The following is a 15,890-nucleotide window of genomic DNA, read 5'->3' on the forward strand; positions in this document are numbered from 1 at the left end:
GCCGCGCATCCGCACGCCCCAGGCCGCCCGGGCACACCCCGGGCGGCAGCGGCGGCAGTCCCACGGCAGCGGTGTTCCCCGCGCACCGGCCCTCCCGGCCACCGCCCTCGCCGCGGCCCGTCACCCCTCGCGCGCCTGGCGAGCCACCGCCGCTGCCGCCTTGCGGGCCGCCACCAGCACCGGGTCCCACACGGGGGAGAACGGCGGGGCGTAGCCGAGGTCGAGCGCCGTCATCTGTTCCACCGTCATCCCGGCCGTGAGCGCCACGGCGGCGATGTCCACGCGCTTGCCCGCGCCCTCCCTGCCGACGATCTGCACGCCGAGCAGCCGCCCCGTACGGCGCTCGGCGAGCATCTTCACCCGCATCGGGCGGGTCCCCGGGTAGTAGCCCGCCCGGCTTGTCGACTCGATGGTGACGGACACGAACTGGAGCCCCACCGCGCGCGCCTGGTGTTCCAGCAGCCCGGTGCGGGCGATCTCCAGATCGCAGACCTTGCTGACGGCCGTGCCGACGACGCCGGGGAACGTCGCGTAACCGCCGCCGATGTTGGAGCCGATGACCTGGCCGTGCTTGTTGGCGTGGGTGCCGAGGGCGATGTGCCGGGTGCGGCCGGAGACCAGGTCGAGGACCTCCACGCAGTCGCCGCCCGCCCAGACGTTCTCCCGCTCCCGCACCCGCATCGACAGGTCGGTGAGCAGCCCGCCGGACGGGCCGAGCGGCAGCCCCGCCTCCCGCGCCAGCGCCGTCTCCGGCCGGACGCCCATGCCGAGGACGACGACATCGGCCGGGTACTCCGCGTCCTCGGTGACGACGGAGCGCGCTCTGCCGTCCTCGCCGGTGCGGATCTCGGTGACCGCGGCGCCGCGCACCGTCTCGATGCCGAGGCCGCACATCGCCTCGTACACCAGGCTCCCCATGTCCGGGTCGAGGGTGGACATCGGCTGCTCTCCCCGGTCCACGACCGTGACCTGGTAGCCGCGCCGGATCAGCGCCTCCGCCATCTCCACGCCGATATAGCCCGCGCCCACGACGACGGCCCGCAGTGGACGGTCGTCCTCGGCCTCGCGCAGCGAGCCGATCAGCGCCTGCCCGTCGTCCAGCGTCTGCACGCCGTGTACGCCCGGCGCGTCGATACCGGGCAGCGGCGGCCGCACGGGCCGGGCACCGGTCGCGATGACCAGGTCGTCGAAGCCCGTCCACCGCTCGGCGGCGCCGGGCGACTCGTGGTCGCGGGTGCGGACCCGCTGCCGGTCCAAGTCGATCTCGGTGACCTCGGTCCGCATCCGCAGGTCGATGGAGCGCTCCCGGTGCGCCTGGGGCGTGCGGGCCACCAGCACCCCCGGCCCGTCGACCTCGCCGCCGACCCAGTACGGGATGCCGCAGGCCGAGTACGAGCTGAAGTGCCCGCGCTCGAACGCGATGATCTCCAGCTGGTCCGGGTCCTTGAGCCTGCGGGCCTGCGAGGCGGCGGACATGCCCGCCGCGTCGCCCCCGATGACCACCAGCCGCCGTGCCGCCATCCCGCGTGCTCCTCTCACCAGCGTGCCCGCCCGCAGGTCCAGCGGGCGGGCACGGGCCCGCAGTTACCGCCCCACCGTACGGTGCGGCGGTGGCGCGCCCCGTTGTTATCCACAGGGGGCCGCTGTTCTTATCGACAGGGGGCGCTCGGCGGCCTCAGCGCTCCAGCACCAGCGCCTGCCCCTGGCCGACGCCGATGCACAGCGCGGCCAGGCCGACGCCGGAGCCCGCGGCGGCCAGTTGGTGTGCCACGGAGCCCGCGAGCCGGGCGCCGGAGCAGCCCAGCGGGTGGCCGATGGCGAGGGCGCCCCCGCGCGGGTTGACGATGCCGGGGTCCAGTTCCGGCCACTCCGCGAAGCAGCCGAGCACCTGCGCGGCGAACGCCTCGTTCAGCTCGAACGTCGTCAGGTCGGTGAAGGCGCGCCCCGCCTTGCCGAGCGCCTGCCGCACCGCGCGGACCGGGCCGAGCCCGAAGTACTGCGGCTCGATGCCGGTGACCGCCGAGGCCCGCACCCGGGCGAGCGGTTCGCGGCCCGTCGCCCGCAGCCCCTCCTCGTCGCACAGCAGCAGCGCGGCCGCCCCGTCGTTGAGCGGGGAGGAGTTCCCCGCGGTGACGGTGCCGTCCTGGCGGAACACCGGCTTCAGCCGGGCGGGGGCGTCCAGTGAGGTGTTCTCGCGGATGGTCTCGTCCTGCTGGAGCACCGCGCCCGCGTACGGCACGACCTCGGCGTCGTACACGCCGTCCTTCCACGCCCGGGCGGCCTTCTCGTGGCTGGTGAGGGCGAAGGCGTCCTGCGCCTCCCGGGAGATGTCGTGCTGGTCGGCGATGAGTTCGGCACCCTCACCGAGGGACGTCGTCCACTCCGGTGGCATCTCCGGGTTGGTCATCCGCCAACCCAGGGTGGTCGAGAGCAGTGTCTGGTCGCCGGCGGGGAACGGCCGCTCCGGCTTGGGCAGCACATACGGCGCCCGGCTCATCGACTCGACGCCACCCGCGACCACCACCCGCGCGTCACCGACGGCGACGGCGCGGGCCGCCTGCACGACGGCTTCGAGCCCGGAGGCGCACAGCCGGTTGACCGTCGCGCCGGGCACCGTCACCGGCAGCCCCGCGAGCAGCACCGCCATCCGCGCCACGTCCCGGTTCTCCTCGCCCGCGCCGTTGGCGTTGCCGAAGTACACATCGTCGATGCGGGCCGGGTCGAGGTCGGGGGCGCGCTCCACGAGCGACCGCAGCACGTGCGCGGCGAGGTCGTCGGGCCGTACGCCGGACAGCGTGCCGCCGTACTTGCCGATCGGCGTGCGGACTGCGTCAACGATATACACGTCGCGAAGGCGGTCATTCATGCGGTGATGGTCCCTCATCCGATGCGTGCCGAAGCCGTGCTGATGTCTGCCGGGACATGCCGGAGCGTTACCGGACAACCCAGCCGTCCCGACCGCCCGACCGTCCGGTTGGGACGGGAGAGCGGATGGTGCCGCTGATTCCGTGATCGTGGCCGAGTCTCCGCACCCTGGCACGGAGTGTCAATGGGGCCAGGTACCGGGGGCACGGAGCGGACAGCAAGGCGCGCTCTGAGAGAGTGGGGGTATGAGCGATACGCGCGTGCGCGCCCGTCATGTGGTCGTCATCGGCGGTGGAATCTCCGGACTGGCCGCGGCGCACCGGCTGCTGGCCGGCGGCGTACGCGTCACCGTCCTTGAGGCGTCCGGACGGCTGGGCGGCAAGCTGTACGCGGGCGACATCGCGGGCGTGCCGGTCGACCTCGGCGCCGAGTCGATGCTCGCCCGCCGGCCCGAGGCGGTGGACCTGGCCCGCGCCGTCGGACTCGGCGACCGGCTGCGGCCCCCGGCGGCGTCGGCCGCGGGCCTGTACACGCGCGGCGCGCTGCGGCCCATGCCCACCGGACACGTGATGGGCGTCCCCGGCGACCTGGCGCCCCTCGCCGCCTCCGGCGTGCTCTCCGAGCAGGGCCTCGCCCGCGTCAGCGAGGACGCCGCACTGCCGCCCGTCGAGATCGGCGAGGACGTCGGCATCGGCGAGTACGTCGCGGCGCGGCTCGGCAGGGAGGTCGTCGACCGGCTCGTGGAGCCGCTGCTCGGCGGCGTCTACGCGGGAGACGCCTACCGCATCTCGATGCGCGCCGCCGTCCCCCAGCTCTACGAGGCCGCACGCGGCGAGCGTTCCCTGATCGACGGCGTACGGGCCATCCAGCGCCGCGCCGCGGCCGGAGCGGACAGCGGCGGCCCGGTGTTCATGGGCATCGAAGGCGGCGTGGGGCGGCTGCCGCTCGCCGTCGCCGACGCCGTACGCGCGCAGGGCGCGCGCGTCAGCACGGACACCCCGGTACGGCGGCTGGCCCGTACCGGCTCCGGCTGGACCGTCGCCACCGCCGACGGGACGCTGGACGCCGACGGCGTCGTGCTCGCGGTGCCCGCGCCCGCCGCTTCCCGGCTGCTCGGCGCCGACTCCCCGGCGGCCGCCGCCGACCTCGCCACCGTCGCATACGCCTCGATGGCCCTGGTGACCATGGCGTTCCGGCGCGCGGACGTCACCGCCCTCCCGGAGACCAGGGGCTTCCTGGTGCCGTCCGTGGACGGGCTGACCATCAAGGCGTCCACGTTCTCCAGCCACAAATGGGACTGGGTCGCCGCGGGCGACCCCGAGCTGTTCGTGCTGCGCACCTCCGTCGGCCGGTTCGGCGACGAGGCCGACCTGGAGCGCGACGACGCCGGACTCGTCGAGCTGTCCCTCACCGACCTCCGTACGACGGTCGGCCTTGCCGCGCGCCCCGTCGCGACCCGCGTGACCCGCTGGGACAGCGGCCTGCCGCAGTACCCCGTCGGCCACCTCGGCCGCGTCGCCCGGGTCCGCGAACAGGTCGCCAAGCTGCCGGGGCTGCGGGTGTGCGGCGCCGTGTATGACGGTGTGGGCATCCCGGCGTGCGTCGCCAGCGCGCACACCGCGGCCGACGAGCTGCTGGCCTCCATGGCGGGCACCCTGGCGGGGGACACCGCCGGGCGAGAGCGAGAATAGGGACCATGACTGCTGCTCCTGACAAGACCCCGAACGCCGGCAAGAAGGCGAAGGACCTCAACGAGGTCATCCGCTACACCCTGTGGTCGGTGTTCAAGCTGCGCGACGTGCTGCCGGACGACCGCACCGGCTACGCCGACGAGGTGGAGGAGCTGTACGCGCAGCTCGCCGCCAAGGACGTCACCGTGCGCGGCACCTACGACGTGTCGGGGCTGCGCGCCGACGCGGACATCATGATCTGGTGGCACGCGGAGAGCGCGGACGCCCTCCAGGACGCGTACAACCGCTTCCGCCGCACCAAGCTGGGCCGCGCCGTGGACCCGGTCTGGTCGAACATGGCGCTGCACCGCCCGGCCGAGTTCAACAAGTCGCACATCCCCGCGTTCCTCGCCGACGAGGAGCCCCGCGAGTGGGTCAGCGTCTACCCCTTCGTCCGCTCCTACGACTGGTACCTGCTGCCCGACGAGGACCGGCGGCGGATGCTCGCCGACCACGGCAAGATGGCGCGCGGCTTCCCCGACGTGCGGGCCAACACGGTCCCCGCCTTCTCCCTCGGTGACTACGAGTGGCTGCTCGCCTTCGAGGCCGACGAGCTGTACCGCATCGTCGACCTCATGCGTCACCTGCGGGCCTCCGAGGCGCGCATGCACGTACGCGAAGAGGTGCCCTTCTACACCGGGCGGCGCAAGGCGCTGTCCGAGCTGGTGGCCGGTCTGGCCTAGGCCGGACCCCCGCGCCGCGGTCAGCCACCGTACGCCGCACAGGGCCTGGCCCCGGCCCGTCACGGGCACGGAGGCCAGGTCAGAAGTGGTCACAAGGGGTCGCGTCGGCGCCCGCCGCGCAGCGCCGCCCGGAGCGCCGGGTCGGACAGCGCGGCGGCGCCGTGGACCGCGAGCACGGTGAGCGCGGCCGCGGCGGCCCGGTCGGCGGCCGCGTCGTCCGCGTCCCGCGCGGCGGCCGCCCCGATGGTCCCGGCGCCGTCACCGCCGACGGCGCGCCCCTCGCGCTCGCGCCCGTCCTCGCCCTGCTCCACGGCTTCCGCTTCGGCGCCCGCCGTGGTCCCGGCGGCCCCGGGCACCCGGTCCTCGCGCGGTGGTACGGAGATCCGGCCCAGCCGCTGCTGCCCGGCGGGCGACGCCCACCGGGTGTACGGATGCACCTCGACGCGCGCTATGGCCAGACAGCCCGTCGTCAGCACGAGCGGCAGCGCGAACCAGGCGGCGACCGGCCCCTTGCCGGTCTCCGGCGGCACCATCACCAGCGCGGCGGCCGCCGTCACCAGCACCAGCACGCAGGCACCCCGCACTTGCGAGACCGCCGAAGCCACCCCCATCCGGGCCGCGTCGGGCACCGCGAGCCCGGCGGCGACCAGCCGGTCGGCGAGGGCCCGCACCGCGTCGGCGGCGGCGAGCGCCGAACGCACGGGTGGGACGGGTGCCTGTCCGCCGGAGCCGATCGCGGTGATCAGCGAACGCTCCAGGTCGTCCCTGCCGACCGGATCGACCACCGTCACCCACCCGGTGTGCGCGAGCAGCAGCCGACGCTGCCGGTGCATGGCGACGAGGGCCAGATCACTCACCCGGTACGGGCCGCCCGACAGGAACGCCGCCTCGTAGAGCGTGAGCGCGCGGTCGTGGCCGGAGGCCGTTTCGGCGTCCGGTCCGCGCGCGGCGGCGACGGCGGCTTGGCACAGCCTGGCGCAGGTGAGAAACGCCGCGCTCCAGGCGATCACAAGAAACAGGACCCACAGCATGGCCGATTCTTACTCGGCCGATATCCGCTCCGCCATGGTTTGTTCACGATCCGGACGTCAGGTTCCCGCCCCGGGGCGGAGGGGCAGCGGGTAGGTCCGGGACGGTGTGCCGGGCACGGTGGGCGGGGCGCCGGTGCCGTGCGGCGCGCCAGCGGAGTCGCCAGGCCGCGCCCCGTCCTGCCCGTTCGGTGCGGAGGGGAGCGCGGGCGTCGGCACGGGGGCGGTACTCCCCGTGGACGGGGCGGGCGGGGGAGCTGACGCTGGGGGAGAGCCGGCCGTCCCGGCGGCGATGGCGTCGAAGTCGACGAGACCGGTGTCCTCCAGCACGGCGATGTGGTCGAGGACAGTCGTGTTGGCGTCGTTGGCCAGTTGGCGTATGAGGGAGTTGCCGGTGGAGGCCCGTACCTGGGCGACGACAGCGAAGACCTTGCCGTGCGCGAGCCGCAGGATGTTGGCGAACCTCCGGTCGTATTCCGCGCCGCGCACGCCGCTCAACCCGCGCAGCCAGTCCCGCTGTTGGGCGCTGGGCCTGCTGGGCAGCCCGACGCCCAGCTGCCGGGCCACCTCGCGGACTCTCCGGTCGAGTCCGGCGTGCCCTTCCACAAGGTGCCGGCCGGCCGTGCGGACCGCCTCGGTGGTGCCCCGCTCCCCGGCCTGCTGCCCGGCGGGCGGTTCCCACAGCCCCGCCAGCCGCACCCGGTTGACGAAGTCACGGTCGAGGGCCGAGAGCGGCCCGTACTGGGTGGACACGGCCTGCGCTTCGAGCCCGCCCGCGCCGCGCCCGCCCGCCGGGTCGCTGTACGTCCAGATCGGGAACACGAGGGCGGCGAGGGTCGCGGCCAGCGCGGTGACAACCAGCCCGGGGCCGGTAACGGATCGCATGGTGCCTCCTCCCGGAGCACCGAAGGTAGGGCGTCGCGCGCTGATCCCACCAAGCCTTCCGGGAAGGAGGGCAGTCCGGCACCGAGGGCTGATACGTTGCCCCGTTCCGGCTCTGCGGTGGCCCCGTTCGGCTCCTGTCGGTTTTCCGGCCCCGCCGCGGGCGCGTGCGTGGCTCCCCGGACGCCGGGCCCGGCTGCCGTTTCGGGCGGACCAGCACCGCGGCGCCCGCCGCCAGGTTGATGAGCAGCGCCAGCGCGGTGATCAGCGGCGGCCGAGCACCTGCCGTGCGGCGCGGAGCAGCCGCGCGGCGGGGTTCTCCGCGAGCGGGGCGGGGCCGGAGCGCTCCTGCCACCAGGCCGTCAGCCGCTTGCGTACCGCCGCGTCGGCCGGCTGGTCCGTCGCGAGCAGCCGCTCGACGAAGAGCATGGCGTCGCGCCGGTAGCCGCCGGTCATCGGGCGGGTGCGGGCGTAGCGGAGGAACGTACGCCGGTACGCGTCGCCGAGGATCTCGGGCAGCTCCGGGGCCACCTTGGCCACGACGTCGGCACGCTTGGCGGCCAGGGCGCGGCTCTGCACCCGCAGCCGCCGCCGGTCGAAGCCCTCGGGGGCGGGCGTTCCCGCGACGAGCGAGGACAGCAGGGCGGTCTGCGCGAGGGCGAGCCGTTGGCGGCGTGGCTCGGTGCCGCCGGTGTCCGGCCCGGCACCGGCACCGGGGCCGCGAGCGGGCTCAGGCGCGGCCGTCGCCTTCGCTTCCCCGGTCGCGGCGCGGGTGGCCCGGCCCGCGCCCACGGTGGCCAGTTCGCGCCGTGCTGCGGGCGGTTCCGCCGGAGCGGGCGCGACTCCGGTGGAGGCCGCGAGCACGGCGCGGATGGCGTCGAGTTCGCCCGCCAGCTCGGCCACCGGCGGGAACGCCTCGTCGCGTTCGAGCAGCACGCCCGGCGGTGACACGCGCGCGCACAACTCCGCGAGGACGTCGAGCACCGGCCGCGTCACCGGGTGGGCGTGGCTGTCGTGCCATACTCCGTCGCGTTCGACGCCGCCCGCCACATGGACGTAGGCGATCGCCTCGACCGGGAGTCCGGCCAGCGCCACGGCCGGGTCCTCGCCCCGGTTGACGTGGTTGGTGTGCAGGTTGGCGACGTCGATGAGCAGCCGGACCCCGGTCCGCTCCACCAGCTCGGTGAGGAACTGCCCCTCGGTCATCTCCTCACCCGGCCAGGAGATCAGCGCCGCGATGTTCTCCAGGGCCAGCGGCACGGGCAGCGCGTCCTGGGCGATCCGTACGTTCTCGCACAGCACGTCCAGCGCGTCCCGGGTGCGCGGCACCGGCAGCAGGTGGCCCGCTTCGATGCCGGGCGAAGCGGTGAGCGGCCCCCCGCCGCGTACGAACGCGATGTGCTCGCTGACCAGCGGCGCGCCCAGCGCCTCGGCGCATGCGGCGAGGGAGGCCAGGCGCTGGGCGGTGGGCCGCTCGGCGCCGCCGAGTCCGAGGGACACGCCGTGCGGGACGACGGTCGTGCCGCGCTCGCGCAGGGCCCGCAGCGCGTCGGGGAGGTGGCCGGGGCAGATGTTCTCCGCCACCACCTCCACCCAGTCGAGCCCGGGCAGGCCGGTGATGTCGTCGGCTATCTCCGGCCTCCATCCGATACCGGTCCCAAGGCGATTCATGGTGGCCCCCTGTCTGTGCCGTGTGCGGGAGTCATGGCCCCGCCATCAAGGGACGAACCCCGCGCCGATCTGGTTCAGAGCTTCATTTGAGGTTGCCGCGCCGGGCGGAGGCCGTGCGGCGGGAGCCGGTCAGCGGATCTCCATACCGCCCCAGTCGTGGTGCATCAATGTCGATACTGTTACAAAGTTGTGTGGTTGTCGTGCGGCAGGAGTTCACACGGCGGCATAGGGTCGAACGGTTGTGGGGGAGCGGATCAGTGATGCGGTGCGTCGCGTCCGTTGCGCAGCGTTCGAGACGTGGGAGAGTCGTGCGTATCGGAGAGTTGTTCGCGGCGGCCAAGGCGGCCAGGGCGGGCAAGCCGAAGAGGGCGGAGGGAGCGGGCCAGGCGGCCGCTTCCGACCGGCCCGACGGTGAGCGGCAGGCAGGCGGCCAGGGCAGGACCAGGATCGCGGGCGGAACCGGGCGCAGGCGCAAGGCGCCGAGCCGCCGGGTGCAGCTGCCGGGCCGGGTGTCGCTGCCCAAGAGCCTGCGGCCGGTCTATCCGCGTCCCGGCAAGCGCGGCGTACGCCGCTGGCTTCCGTCGTGGCGGCAGGTGCTCGGGCTTTTCCTGTTCTTCCTGAGCAGCGTGACGCTCGTTGTCGGTTACGCGTACTCGCAGACCGAGATACCCGACGACCTCAATGACTTCGCCACCCAGCAGGACAACGTCTATTACTGGGCCGACGGCACCGAAATGGGCAGGACGGGGCAGATCAACCGGCAGGACACGGCGCTGGCGAGAGTCCCGGGGAAGGTGCAGTGGGCGGTGCTCGCCGCCGAGAACGCGTCTTTCTACTCCGACAGCGGCGTCTCGCCCAGCGGAATGTTCCGGGCGGTCTCGCGCATGGTGTCCGGCGGCGACACCCAGGGCGGTTCGACCATCACCCAGCAGTATGTGAAGAACGCCTATCTCAACCAACGCCAGACATTCTCCCGCAAGTTCACCGAGATGTTCATCGCCATCAAGCTGGACAACAAGATGAGCAAGCAGGAGATTCTGGAGGGGTACCTCAACACCAGCTGGTTCGGGCGCGGCACGTACGGCATCCAGCGCGCCGCCTACGCGTACTACCGCAAGGACGTCTCCGAGCTCACTGTCAGTGAGGGCGCGTTCCTCGCCACGTTGCTCAAGGGCGCCGGGCTGTACGACCCGGCTCTCAGCAAGGCCAACCACGACCGGGCCGTGGAGCGGTGGAACTGGACTCTCGACCGCATGGTCGAGATCGGGAAACTGCCCGCCGAGGAACGGGCGAAGTACACCAAGTTCCCCGAGCCGAAGAAGCTGCCGAAGCCGGTCGGACTCGACGGCCAGACCGGTTATCTGGTGGAAACGGCCAGGGCGTATGTCGCCGCCCATACCGATATCGCGCCCGCCGAATTCGACCTCGGCGGCTACCAGATCCACACCACCTTCGAGAAGCCGAAGGTCGACGCGCTGGCCGATGCGGTGGCGACGGTGCGCGGCAAGCTCAAGCCCAAGCAGCGCCCCGCCGACCGGCATGTGCGCGTCGGCGCCGCCTCGGTGGAGCCAGGGGGGCGGATCGTCGCGCTCTACGGCGGCCCCGACTACGTCAAACAGGGCTTCAACGACGCCAACGCCTCCAACGTCCCCGCGGGCACCGCGTTCACCCCGTTCGTCTACGCCGCCGCGCTCCAGGACGGCGTACTGCGGGAGCGGGGCAAGAGCCGGGTCGAGGTCTCCCCGACGACCGTCTACGACGGCAACAACAAGATCGCCGTACAGACGCCGGAAGGCCCGTACTGGGACCGCGCCGGGAAGATCGTGCGGGCGGTCAACGACGACGGCAAGTCGTACGGCGCTATCAGCCTGCACCAGGCGCTCGTGCGGTCGGTGAACACACCCATGATGCAACTGGGCATGGACGTGGGCCTGGACCGGGTACGCCGCACCGCCACCGACGCGGGGCTGCTGCCCAGCAGCTTCGGCCCCCAGGTGCCCGCCCTGGCGCTGGGGACCGCCAAGCCGAGCGCCATCCGCATGGCCAGCGCCTACGGAACCTTCGCGGCCCAGGGCACGCACACCGACCCGTATTCGGTGGCCAGGCTGACCCGCAACGGCGACACCGTCCCGCTGCGCACCCCGAAGGGCGAACGGGCGCTCCAGCCCGAGGTCGCCGAGGAGGTGGACAGCGCGCTCCGGGACGCCGTCGAGGAGGGCACGGGGCGCGCGGCCAAGGCGGCGGGCTCCGGCCTGGCGGGCAAGACGGGCACCGCCCAGGACGACACCTCCGCCTGGTACGTCGGGTACACGGAGGAGATGGCCACCGCCGTCTCGGTCAGCCGCCTCGACCCGAAGTCGCACGAACTGCTGTCGCTTGAGGGTGTCGGCGGCGACCCGACGGCTAAGGCGAGCGAGGACTATCCCCTCACGATCTGGACCCGCTACATGCGGGCGCTCAACTGACGGCTCCCGGCGCTCCTGACGGCCGCTGACCTCCGCGGGCGCCGTGCGCCTGTACGCCCGGCCCCGTACGCCCCGTACACCCCGTACGCCCCGTACGCCAGGCGCGCCGCGGCGCCGACCGACCGGCACGGAGCCAGGGGGACGGGGCGGCGGCGCGGGGCACGGGGCCAGGGGCACGGAGCGCCCAGCACGGGGCACGGGGCCAGGGGGTTACGGGGCGGCCTCCGGTCGCCCCGCGGGGCTCACCTGGTGAAGGTCTTCCACTCCGGCGCCTGTGCCGGGTCCAGGCCGCGGAGCTTGGCCAGCACCTGCGGGTCCTGCGCGTCGAGCCAGTCGGCCAGCTGCCGGAACGACACGCACTTGACGCCTTCCCGGGGGCACACGTCCCGCATCACGTCCTCGATGGCGTTCATGTATATGCCGCCATTCCACTCCTCGAAGTGGTTGCCGATGAACAGCGGCGCCCGGCTGCCGTTGTATACGCGCTGAAAGCCGTTCATATAGCCCTCGCGCGTGAGCCTCTCCCATTCGGCGTACTTCGACGGGTCGCCCTCGGTGCTGTCCCCCGACTGGTTGAAGAGGAAGTTGAAGTCCATGGAGAGGACCTGCTTCTCACTCTCCGGATACGGCACCAGTTGCAGCGGGAAGTTCCACAGCCCGTCAATCTTGGACGGCCATATCTGGAAATCCCCCGGCGAGCTCGCGTCGTAGCGCCAGCCGAACGACTTCGCCGCCGGGATCAGCGTCTTCTGCCCCTCAAGGCAGGGTGCGCGGCCGCCCACCAACTCCTTCTCGTAGTCGAAGGGCAGCGGCTCCAGGTCGGTGAACCCGGTGTTCGTCTTCCACTTCTGTACGAAGGAGTACTGCTGCTTGATCTCGCTCTTCCAGTCGGCGGTGCTCCAGTCGCCGCCGCCCTTGGCCCCGCAGAAATGCCCGTTGAAGTGGCTGCCTATCTCATGGCCGTCCAGCCACGCCCCGCGCACCTGCTCGATGGTGTCCCGTATGTGCGGGTCGGTCGCGAAGGAGATCGCCGCGCTGCCCGGCTTGTGCTGCGGGGGGCGGTACAGATCGCGCTGGGACTTCGGCAGCAGATACATGCCGCTCAGGAAGAACGTCATCTGCGCGTCGCTCTCCCGCGCGACGTCGCGGAAATGCGAGAAGAGCTTGTCGTCGCCCTGGAGCGCGCCGTCCCAGGAGAACACCACGAACTGCGGCGGCCGCTCGCCAGGTTTCAGCTTCTCGAACTTCGACTGGTTCGGCTGCGGTCCGGTATAGGACGTGGAGCCGTCCCCGAGGATTTTGACCTTGCCGTCCCAGGGCTTCTCGTCCTTCTTCTTCCCGCCCTCGTCGCGGTCCCTGCCGACGCCCCCGGGCGGCGTCGGGCGGGCATCACTGGCCGCGGAGGAACGCCGACCCTCACCATCGTCGTCCGAGCCGCCGGTGGAAAGGCCGATCCCCACCGCCGTCACGGCGCACACCGTGACCAGCGCCGCCGCACCGTACAGCGTTCGTTTCGACAGGTTCGCCGGTATTCGGGCTATTTGCGATATTCGTGCTGAACCCGATGAACGTGTCTCTTTATGTGACTTCTTCCGGGACGTGCTCAACTTCGCCCCCCTGGGCACCAGTACAGATGTTCCGGTGCCCAAGTATCACAGTTCCCGCCCTATCATCGTTCCAGCCGCCGAATCCGAAGCGCCGGGTGGTCGGCGACAACCGTGCAGGAACCGGGAGCGATCTCCGTGAATCCGGCATCGCGCACCACGGGCAGCCCGCTCGTCGTCAGCGGCCCCCAGCGCCGCGGCTCCGCCACGCGCACGGACAGGGCGAACCCCGCCTCCCGCCAGGCCGCCCGCGCCGCGTCATCCAGCGCCCACCATGCCAGCTGCGCCCCGTGCCCGGCCTGCGCCATCGCCTTCCCCGCCGACATCTCCAGCTCAGGGTTCAGCCACAGCACGGGCCCGCTGAGATCCGGCGCGACCGAGCCGCCCTCACCACCGGAGGCACCAGGGGCACCGGAGGTACCGGACTCCGGGTCGGTCAGCTCCGTCCCGGACACCTGGAGCTTGGCCAGCTCCTTGGGCCAGCCGTCCACCGGCACCGGCGGAAAGACCCGCACCTCGGCGTCCGCCCCCGTGACCGTGATGCCCGGCAGCTCCGTCGCCCGGCGCCACTCCGCGCCCCGCGCCCGGCGGACCACCTTGCGGATACGGGCGTCCTGCCAGTCGCGTACCGCCTGCGCCCACTCACCGTCCTCCGCCGTCACCCGCTCGTCGGAGAGCAGGGTGAGGACCGCGCGGGCCGTGGTCTCCAGCGCGTCGGTACGCGCGGGAGGAGTGGCCCGCTCGACACGGACCACGAGCGGCAGCACGAACTGCGGGACGGCGTCGGCATGTTCGGCGGCCGCACGCTGAACGGGGCTCGTGCCGTCGGTGCCGCTACGCGCGGCGGCGCGGCCACCACCGGCGTCGCCCGCCCGCATGCCCGGGTAGGGACTGGTACCGGCGTCGCGGCCGGAGTCGGAACTGATCACCCGCCCCAGTCTGCCAGCAGGGACCCTCCCCCCGTCACCCCGTCGCCCTGCGGCCGCCCCCCGGGAACGCCCCCGCCGATCGCGCCGCCGCACGACCGCACGGCCGGCCGAGCGGCCGGCCTCGGCGCTGCCCAAGCCCCTCCCGGCTTCCGGCCCATGGCGGATCGGCTACGGTCGTCCCCCATGAGACCGGTCAGGACGCGCAGGCCGCCGATGACGCTCCGGGGCGTGGGCCGCCGGTACGGCCTCAGAGGGCCGTGGGTGCTGAGCGGAGTCGACCTCGATGTGCGGCCCGGCACCCTGCTGCGGGTCGACGGTGCCAACGGCAGCGGCAAATCGACCCTGCTGCGGCTCCTCGCGGGGATCGACAGGCCGAGCGCGGGCCGCGTCACCGGACGCCCCCGTACGGCCTATGTGCCGGAGCGGTTTCCGGCGGCGCTGCCCTTCTCCGCCGCCGGTTACCTCACCCATCTCGGACGGGTCCACGGCCTCGGCCGGGCCGACGCCGTCCGCGCGGCGGGGGAGTGGCTGGAGCGCTTCGGAGCCGACGGACACGCCCGCACCCCGCTCGCCGAGCTCTCCAAGGGCACCAGCCAGAAGGTCGCCGTAGCGCAGGCGCTGCTCGCCGAGCCCGGACTGCTCGTCCTCGACGAGGCATGGACCGGCCTCGACCAGCGCGCCCGCACCGTACTCGACCGGGCGGTCGCCGAACGGGTCGCCGATGGCGGCACCGTGGTCTTCGTGGACCACGACCCGCGCAGGCTGACCGGCGTGGCCGACGCGGTCTGCCAGGTGCGCGACGGCGGCCTCGGCATCATCAGCGAGCCCTTCTCCGGCCCCGGCGCCCACCCGGCCGACCAGGTCCCCGCGGGCCCGCGCGTACAGGTCCAGGCCGAGGGGCCGCCGGGCGGCGACCCGCCGGCGGGCCTGCCCGGCGCCCCGCTCGCGGTGCGCGCGGCGGACGGCGCGGGCACCCATCTGCTGACCGTCCCCGCCAGCCACTCCGACGCGTTGCTCCGAGCCCTGCTCACGGCGCGCCCGCCCTGGCACATCCGCGCGGTGACGGCGCTGGCCGACGAGGCCGCCCCACGCCCGACGGCACCACCGCCCCAGCCACCGTCAGCGCCGCCACCGCCATCGCCGCCATCGCCGCGACCGCCGTGGCCTCCCTCCGCGTCGCCGCCCGCCCAGCCGCCGACGCCGCCCTCCGCACCCGGGGCCGGTCTCCCATGAACGCCCTGCTCCGCTACCAGGCCGCCCTGCTGCTGCGCTCGCACCGCTGGCTGCCGCCCTTCCTGCTGTACGGGATCTTCCTGGCCGTGGGCGTGCGGTCGGGACAGCCGATCCTGGACTCGCTCGGCTACTCCGCCGCCGGACTGCTGCCGGTCGCCGCCTGGCTCGTACGGGCGTGCACCGCCGGAGACCCACCGGCGGCCCGGCACATCGCCGCGGCGGCGACCAGCCCGGCCCGCGTCCATCTCGCCTGCCTGCTCACCGCGCTCGGCTGCACGGCCGTCCTCGGCACCCTGGCCACCGGTGTCATCGCGGCCATCAGCAGCCCGTACAGCGCGGACCACAAGGTGGCCGTGCCGGTCGCCGAGGCGACCGCCGCCGGGCTGCTCGCCGCCGTCGCGTGCGCGCTCCTGGGCACGGCGGCGGGCGCGCTGTGCAACTGGCCGGTGCTGCGCCGTGCCGGATGGGCGCTGCCCTCCACGGCGCTCGCCGCGCTGCTGGTCCTCGTGCTCGGCCCGTCGCCCGCGAACGCCGCCGTCACCGGCCTTGTCACCGGCTCCCGTACGGGCACCGTCCCCATGCCCGTGCTGCCCTGCCTGATCGCGGCCGCCCTCTGCGCGGCGGCCACCGCCTTCGCCTGCGCGCTCAGCTCGCGCAGGACGTGACCGCTGACCGGTACTCCTGACCGGTACTCCTGGCTGGAGCACGGAGCACGGAGCACGGAGCACGGAGCACGGAGCACGGAGCACGGAGCACGGAGCACGGGGCACGGGGCCTGGGGCATCGGGTTCGCGGCGGGC

Annotated in this window: 12 protein-coding genes; 5 read left to right on the forward strand and 7 right to left on the reverse strand. The window is 73.5% G+C overall.

Features of this window, described 5'->3' with window-relative positions; genetic code table 11:
- Nucleotides 1-120 precede the first annotated feature (120 nt).
- Entirely contained in the window at nt 121-1,521 is a 1,401-nt protein-coding gene (locus tag AC5P1B_RS28645) for an FAD-dependent oxidoreductase (RefSeq protein ID WP_493890807.1), read from the reverse strand.
- Nucleotides 1,522-1,675: 154 nt separating this feature from the next.
- Nucleotides 1,676-2,866 (reverse strand): thiolase family protein, encoded by a 1,191-nt coding sequence (locus tag AC5P1B_RS28650; RefSeq protein WP_493890809.1) that lies wholly within the window; start codon nt 2,864-2,866, stop codon nt 1,676-1,678.
- 244 nt (nt 2,867-3,110) lie between these two features.
- On the opposite strand from AC5P1B_RS28650, the gene hemG reads away from it, so the two are divergent.
- Both hemG and hemQ read left to right on the forward strand, forming a co-directional pair.
- Nucleotides 3,111-4,556 carry a protoporphyrinogen oxidase gene (hemG, locus tag AC5P1B_RS28655; protein WP_493890810.1) on the forward strand — a complete coding sequence of 482 codons (1,446 nt, stop codon included), beginning with the start codon at nt 3,111-3,113 and terminating at the stop codon, nt 4,554-4,556.
- A gap of 5 nt (nt 4,557-4,561) precedes the next feature.
- Complete coding sequence (hemQ, locus tag AC5P1B_RS28660; protein ID WP_493890811.1) at nt 4,562-5,278, forward strand: hydrogen peroxide-dependent heme synthase; 717 nt, start codon at nt 4,562-4,564, stop codon at nt 5,276-5,278.
- An 89-nt stretch (nt 5,279-5,367) separates the two neighbouring features.
- Here the strand turns inward: hemQ and AC5P1B_RS28665 are convergent, their stop codons facing one another.
- The 3 genes from AC5P1B_RS28665 to AC5P1B_RS28675 all read right to left on the reverse strand — a co-directional run bounded on the left by AC5P1B_RS28665 (nt 5,368) and on the right by AC5P1B_RS28675 (nt 8,859).
- The gene (locus AC5P1B_RS28665) at nt 5,368-6,309 is read right to left on the reverse strand and encodes a TIGR04222 domain-containing membrane protein (protein WP_493890812.1); all 942 of its coding nucleotides are present in this window, start codon (nt 6,307-6,309) and stop codon (nt 5,368-5,370) included.
- A 57-nt stretch (nt 6,310-6,366) separates the two neighbouring features.
- Entirely contained in the window at nt 6,367-7,191 is an 825-nt protein-coding gene (locus AC5P1B_RS28670; RefSeq protein WP_493890813.1) for a DUF4142 domain-containing protein, read from the reverse strand.
- A 261-nt stretch (nt 7,192-7,452) separates the two neighbouring features.
- Complete coding sequence (locus AC5P1B_RS28675; protein WP_493890814.1) at nt 7,453-8,859, reverse strand: MbnB/TglH/ChrH family RiPP precursor modification enzyme; 1,407 nt, start codon at nt 8,857-8,859, stop codon at nt 7,453-7,455.
- Nucleotides 8,860-9,167: 308 nt separating this feature from the next.
- On the opposite strand from AC5P1B_RS28675, the gene AC5P1B_RS28680 reads away from it, so the two are divergent.
- Complete coding sequence (locus AC5P1B_RS28680; RefSeq protein WP_493890815.1) at nt 9,168-11,324, forward strand: transglycosylase domain-containing protein; 2,157 nt, start codon at nt 9,168-9,170, stop codon at nt 11,322-11,324.
- Nucleotides 11,325-11,566: 242 nt separating this feature from the next.
- Here the strand turns inward: AC5P1B_RS28680 and AC5P1B_RS28685 are convergent, their stop codons facing one another.
- Together AC5P1B_RS28685 and AC5P1B_RS28690 are read right to left on the reverse strand one after the other, a co-directional pair.
- Nucleotides 11,567-12,802 carry a polysaccharide deacetylase family protein gene (locus AC5P1B_RS28685; RefSeq protein WP_493890816.1) on the reverse strand — a complete coding sequence of 412 codons (1,236 nt, stop codon included), beginning with the start codon at nt 12,800-12,802 and terminating at the stop codon, nt 11,567-11,569.
- Nucleotides 12,803-12,993: 191 nt separating this feature from the next.
- Nucleotides 12,994-13,806, reverse strand: a complete 813-nt coding sequence (locus AC5P1B_RS28690) for an aminoacyl-tRNA hydrolase (RefSeq protein WP_493890884.1) — start codon at nt 13,804-13,806, stop codon at nt 12,994-12,996.
- Between the two features lie 234 nt (nt 13,807-14,040).
- On the opposite strand from AC5P1B_RS28690, the gene AC5P1B_RS28695 reads away from it, so the two are divergent.
- On the forward strand, nt 14,041-15,090 hold the full coding sequence (locus tag AC5P1B_RS28695; protein WP_493890817.1) for an ABC transporter ATP-binding protein: 1,050 nt from the start codon (nt 14,041-14,043) through the stop codon (nt 15,088-15,090).
- Nucleotides 15,087-15,755, forward strand: coding sequence for an ABC transporter (locus AC5P1B_RS28700; protein ID WP_493890818.1), 669 nt, complete (start codon nt 15,087-15,089; stop codon nt 15,753-15,755). Before AC5P1B_RS28695 ends, AC5P1B_RS28700 begins: the two co-directional genes overlap by 4 nt.
- Nucleotides 15,756-15,890: the final 135 nt, after the last annotated feature.

The organism is Streptomyces sp. A01 (assembly GCF_059026195.1).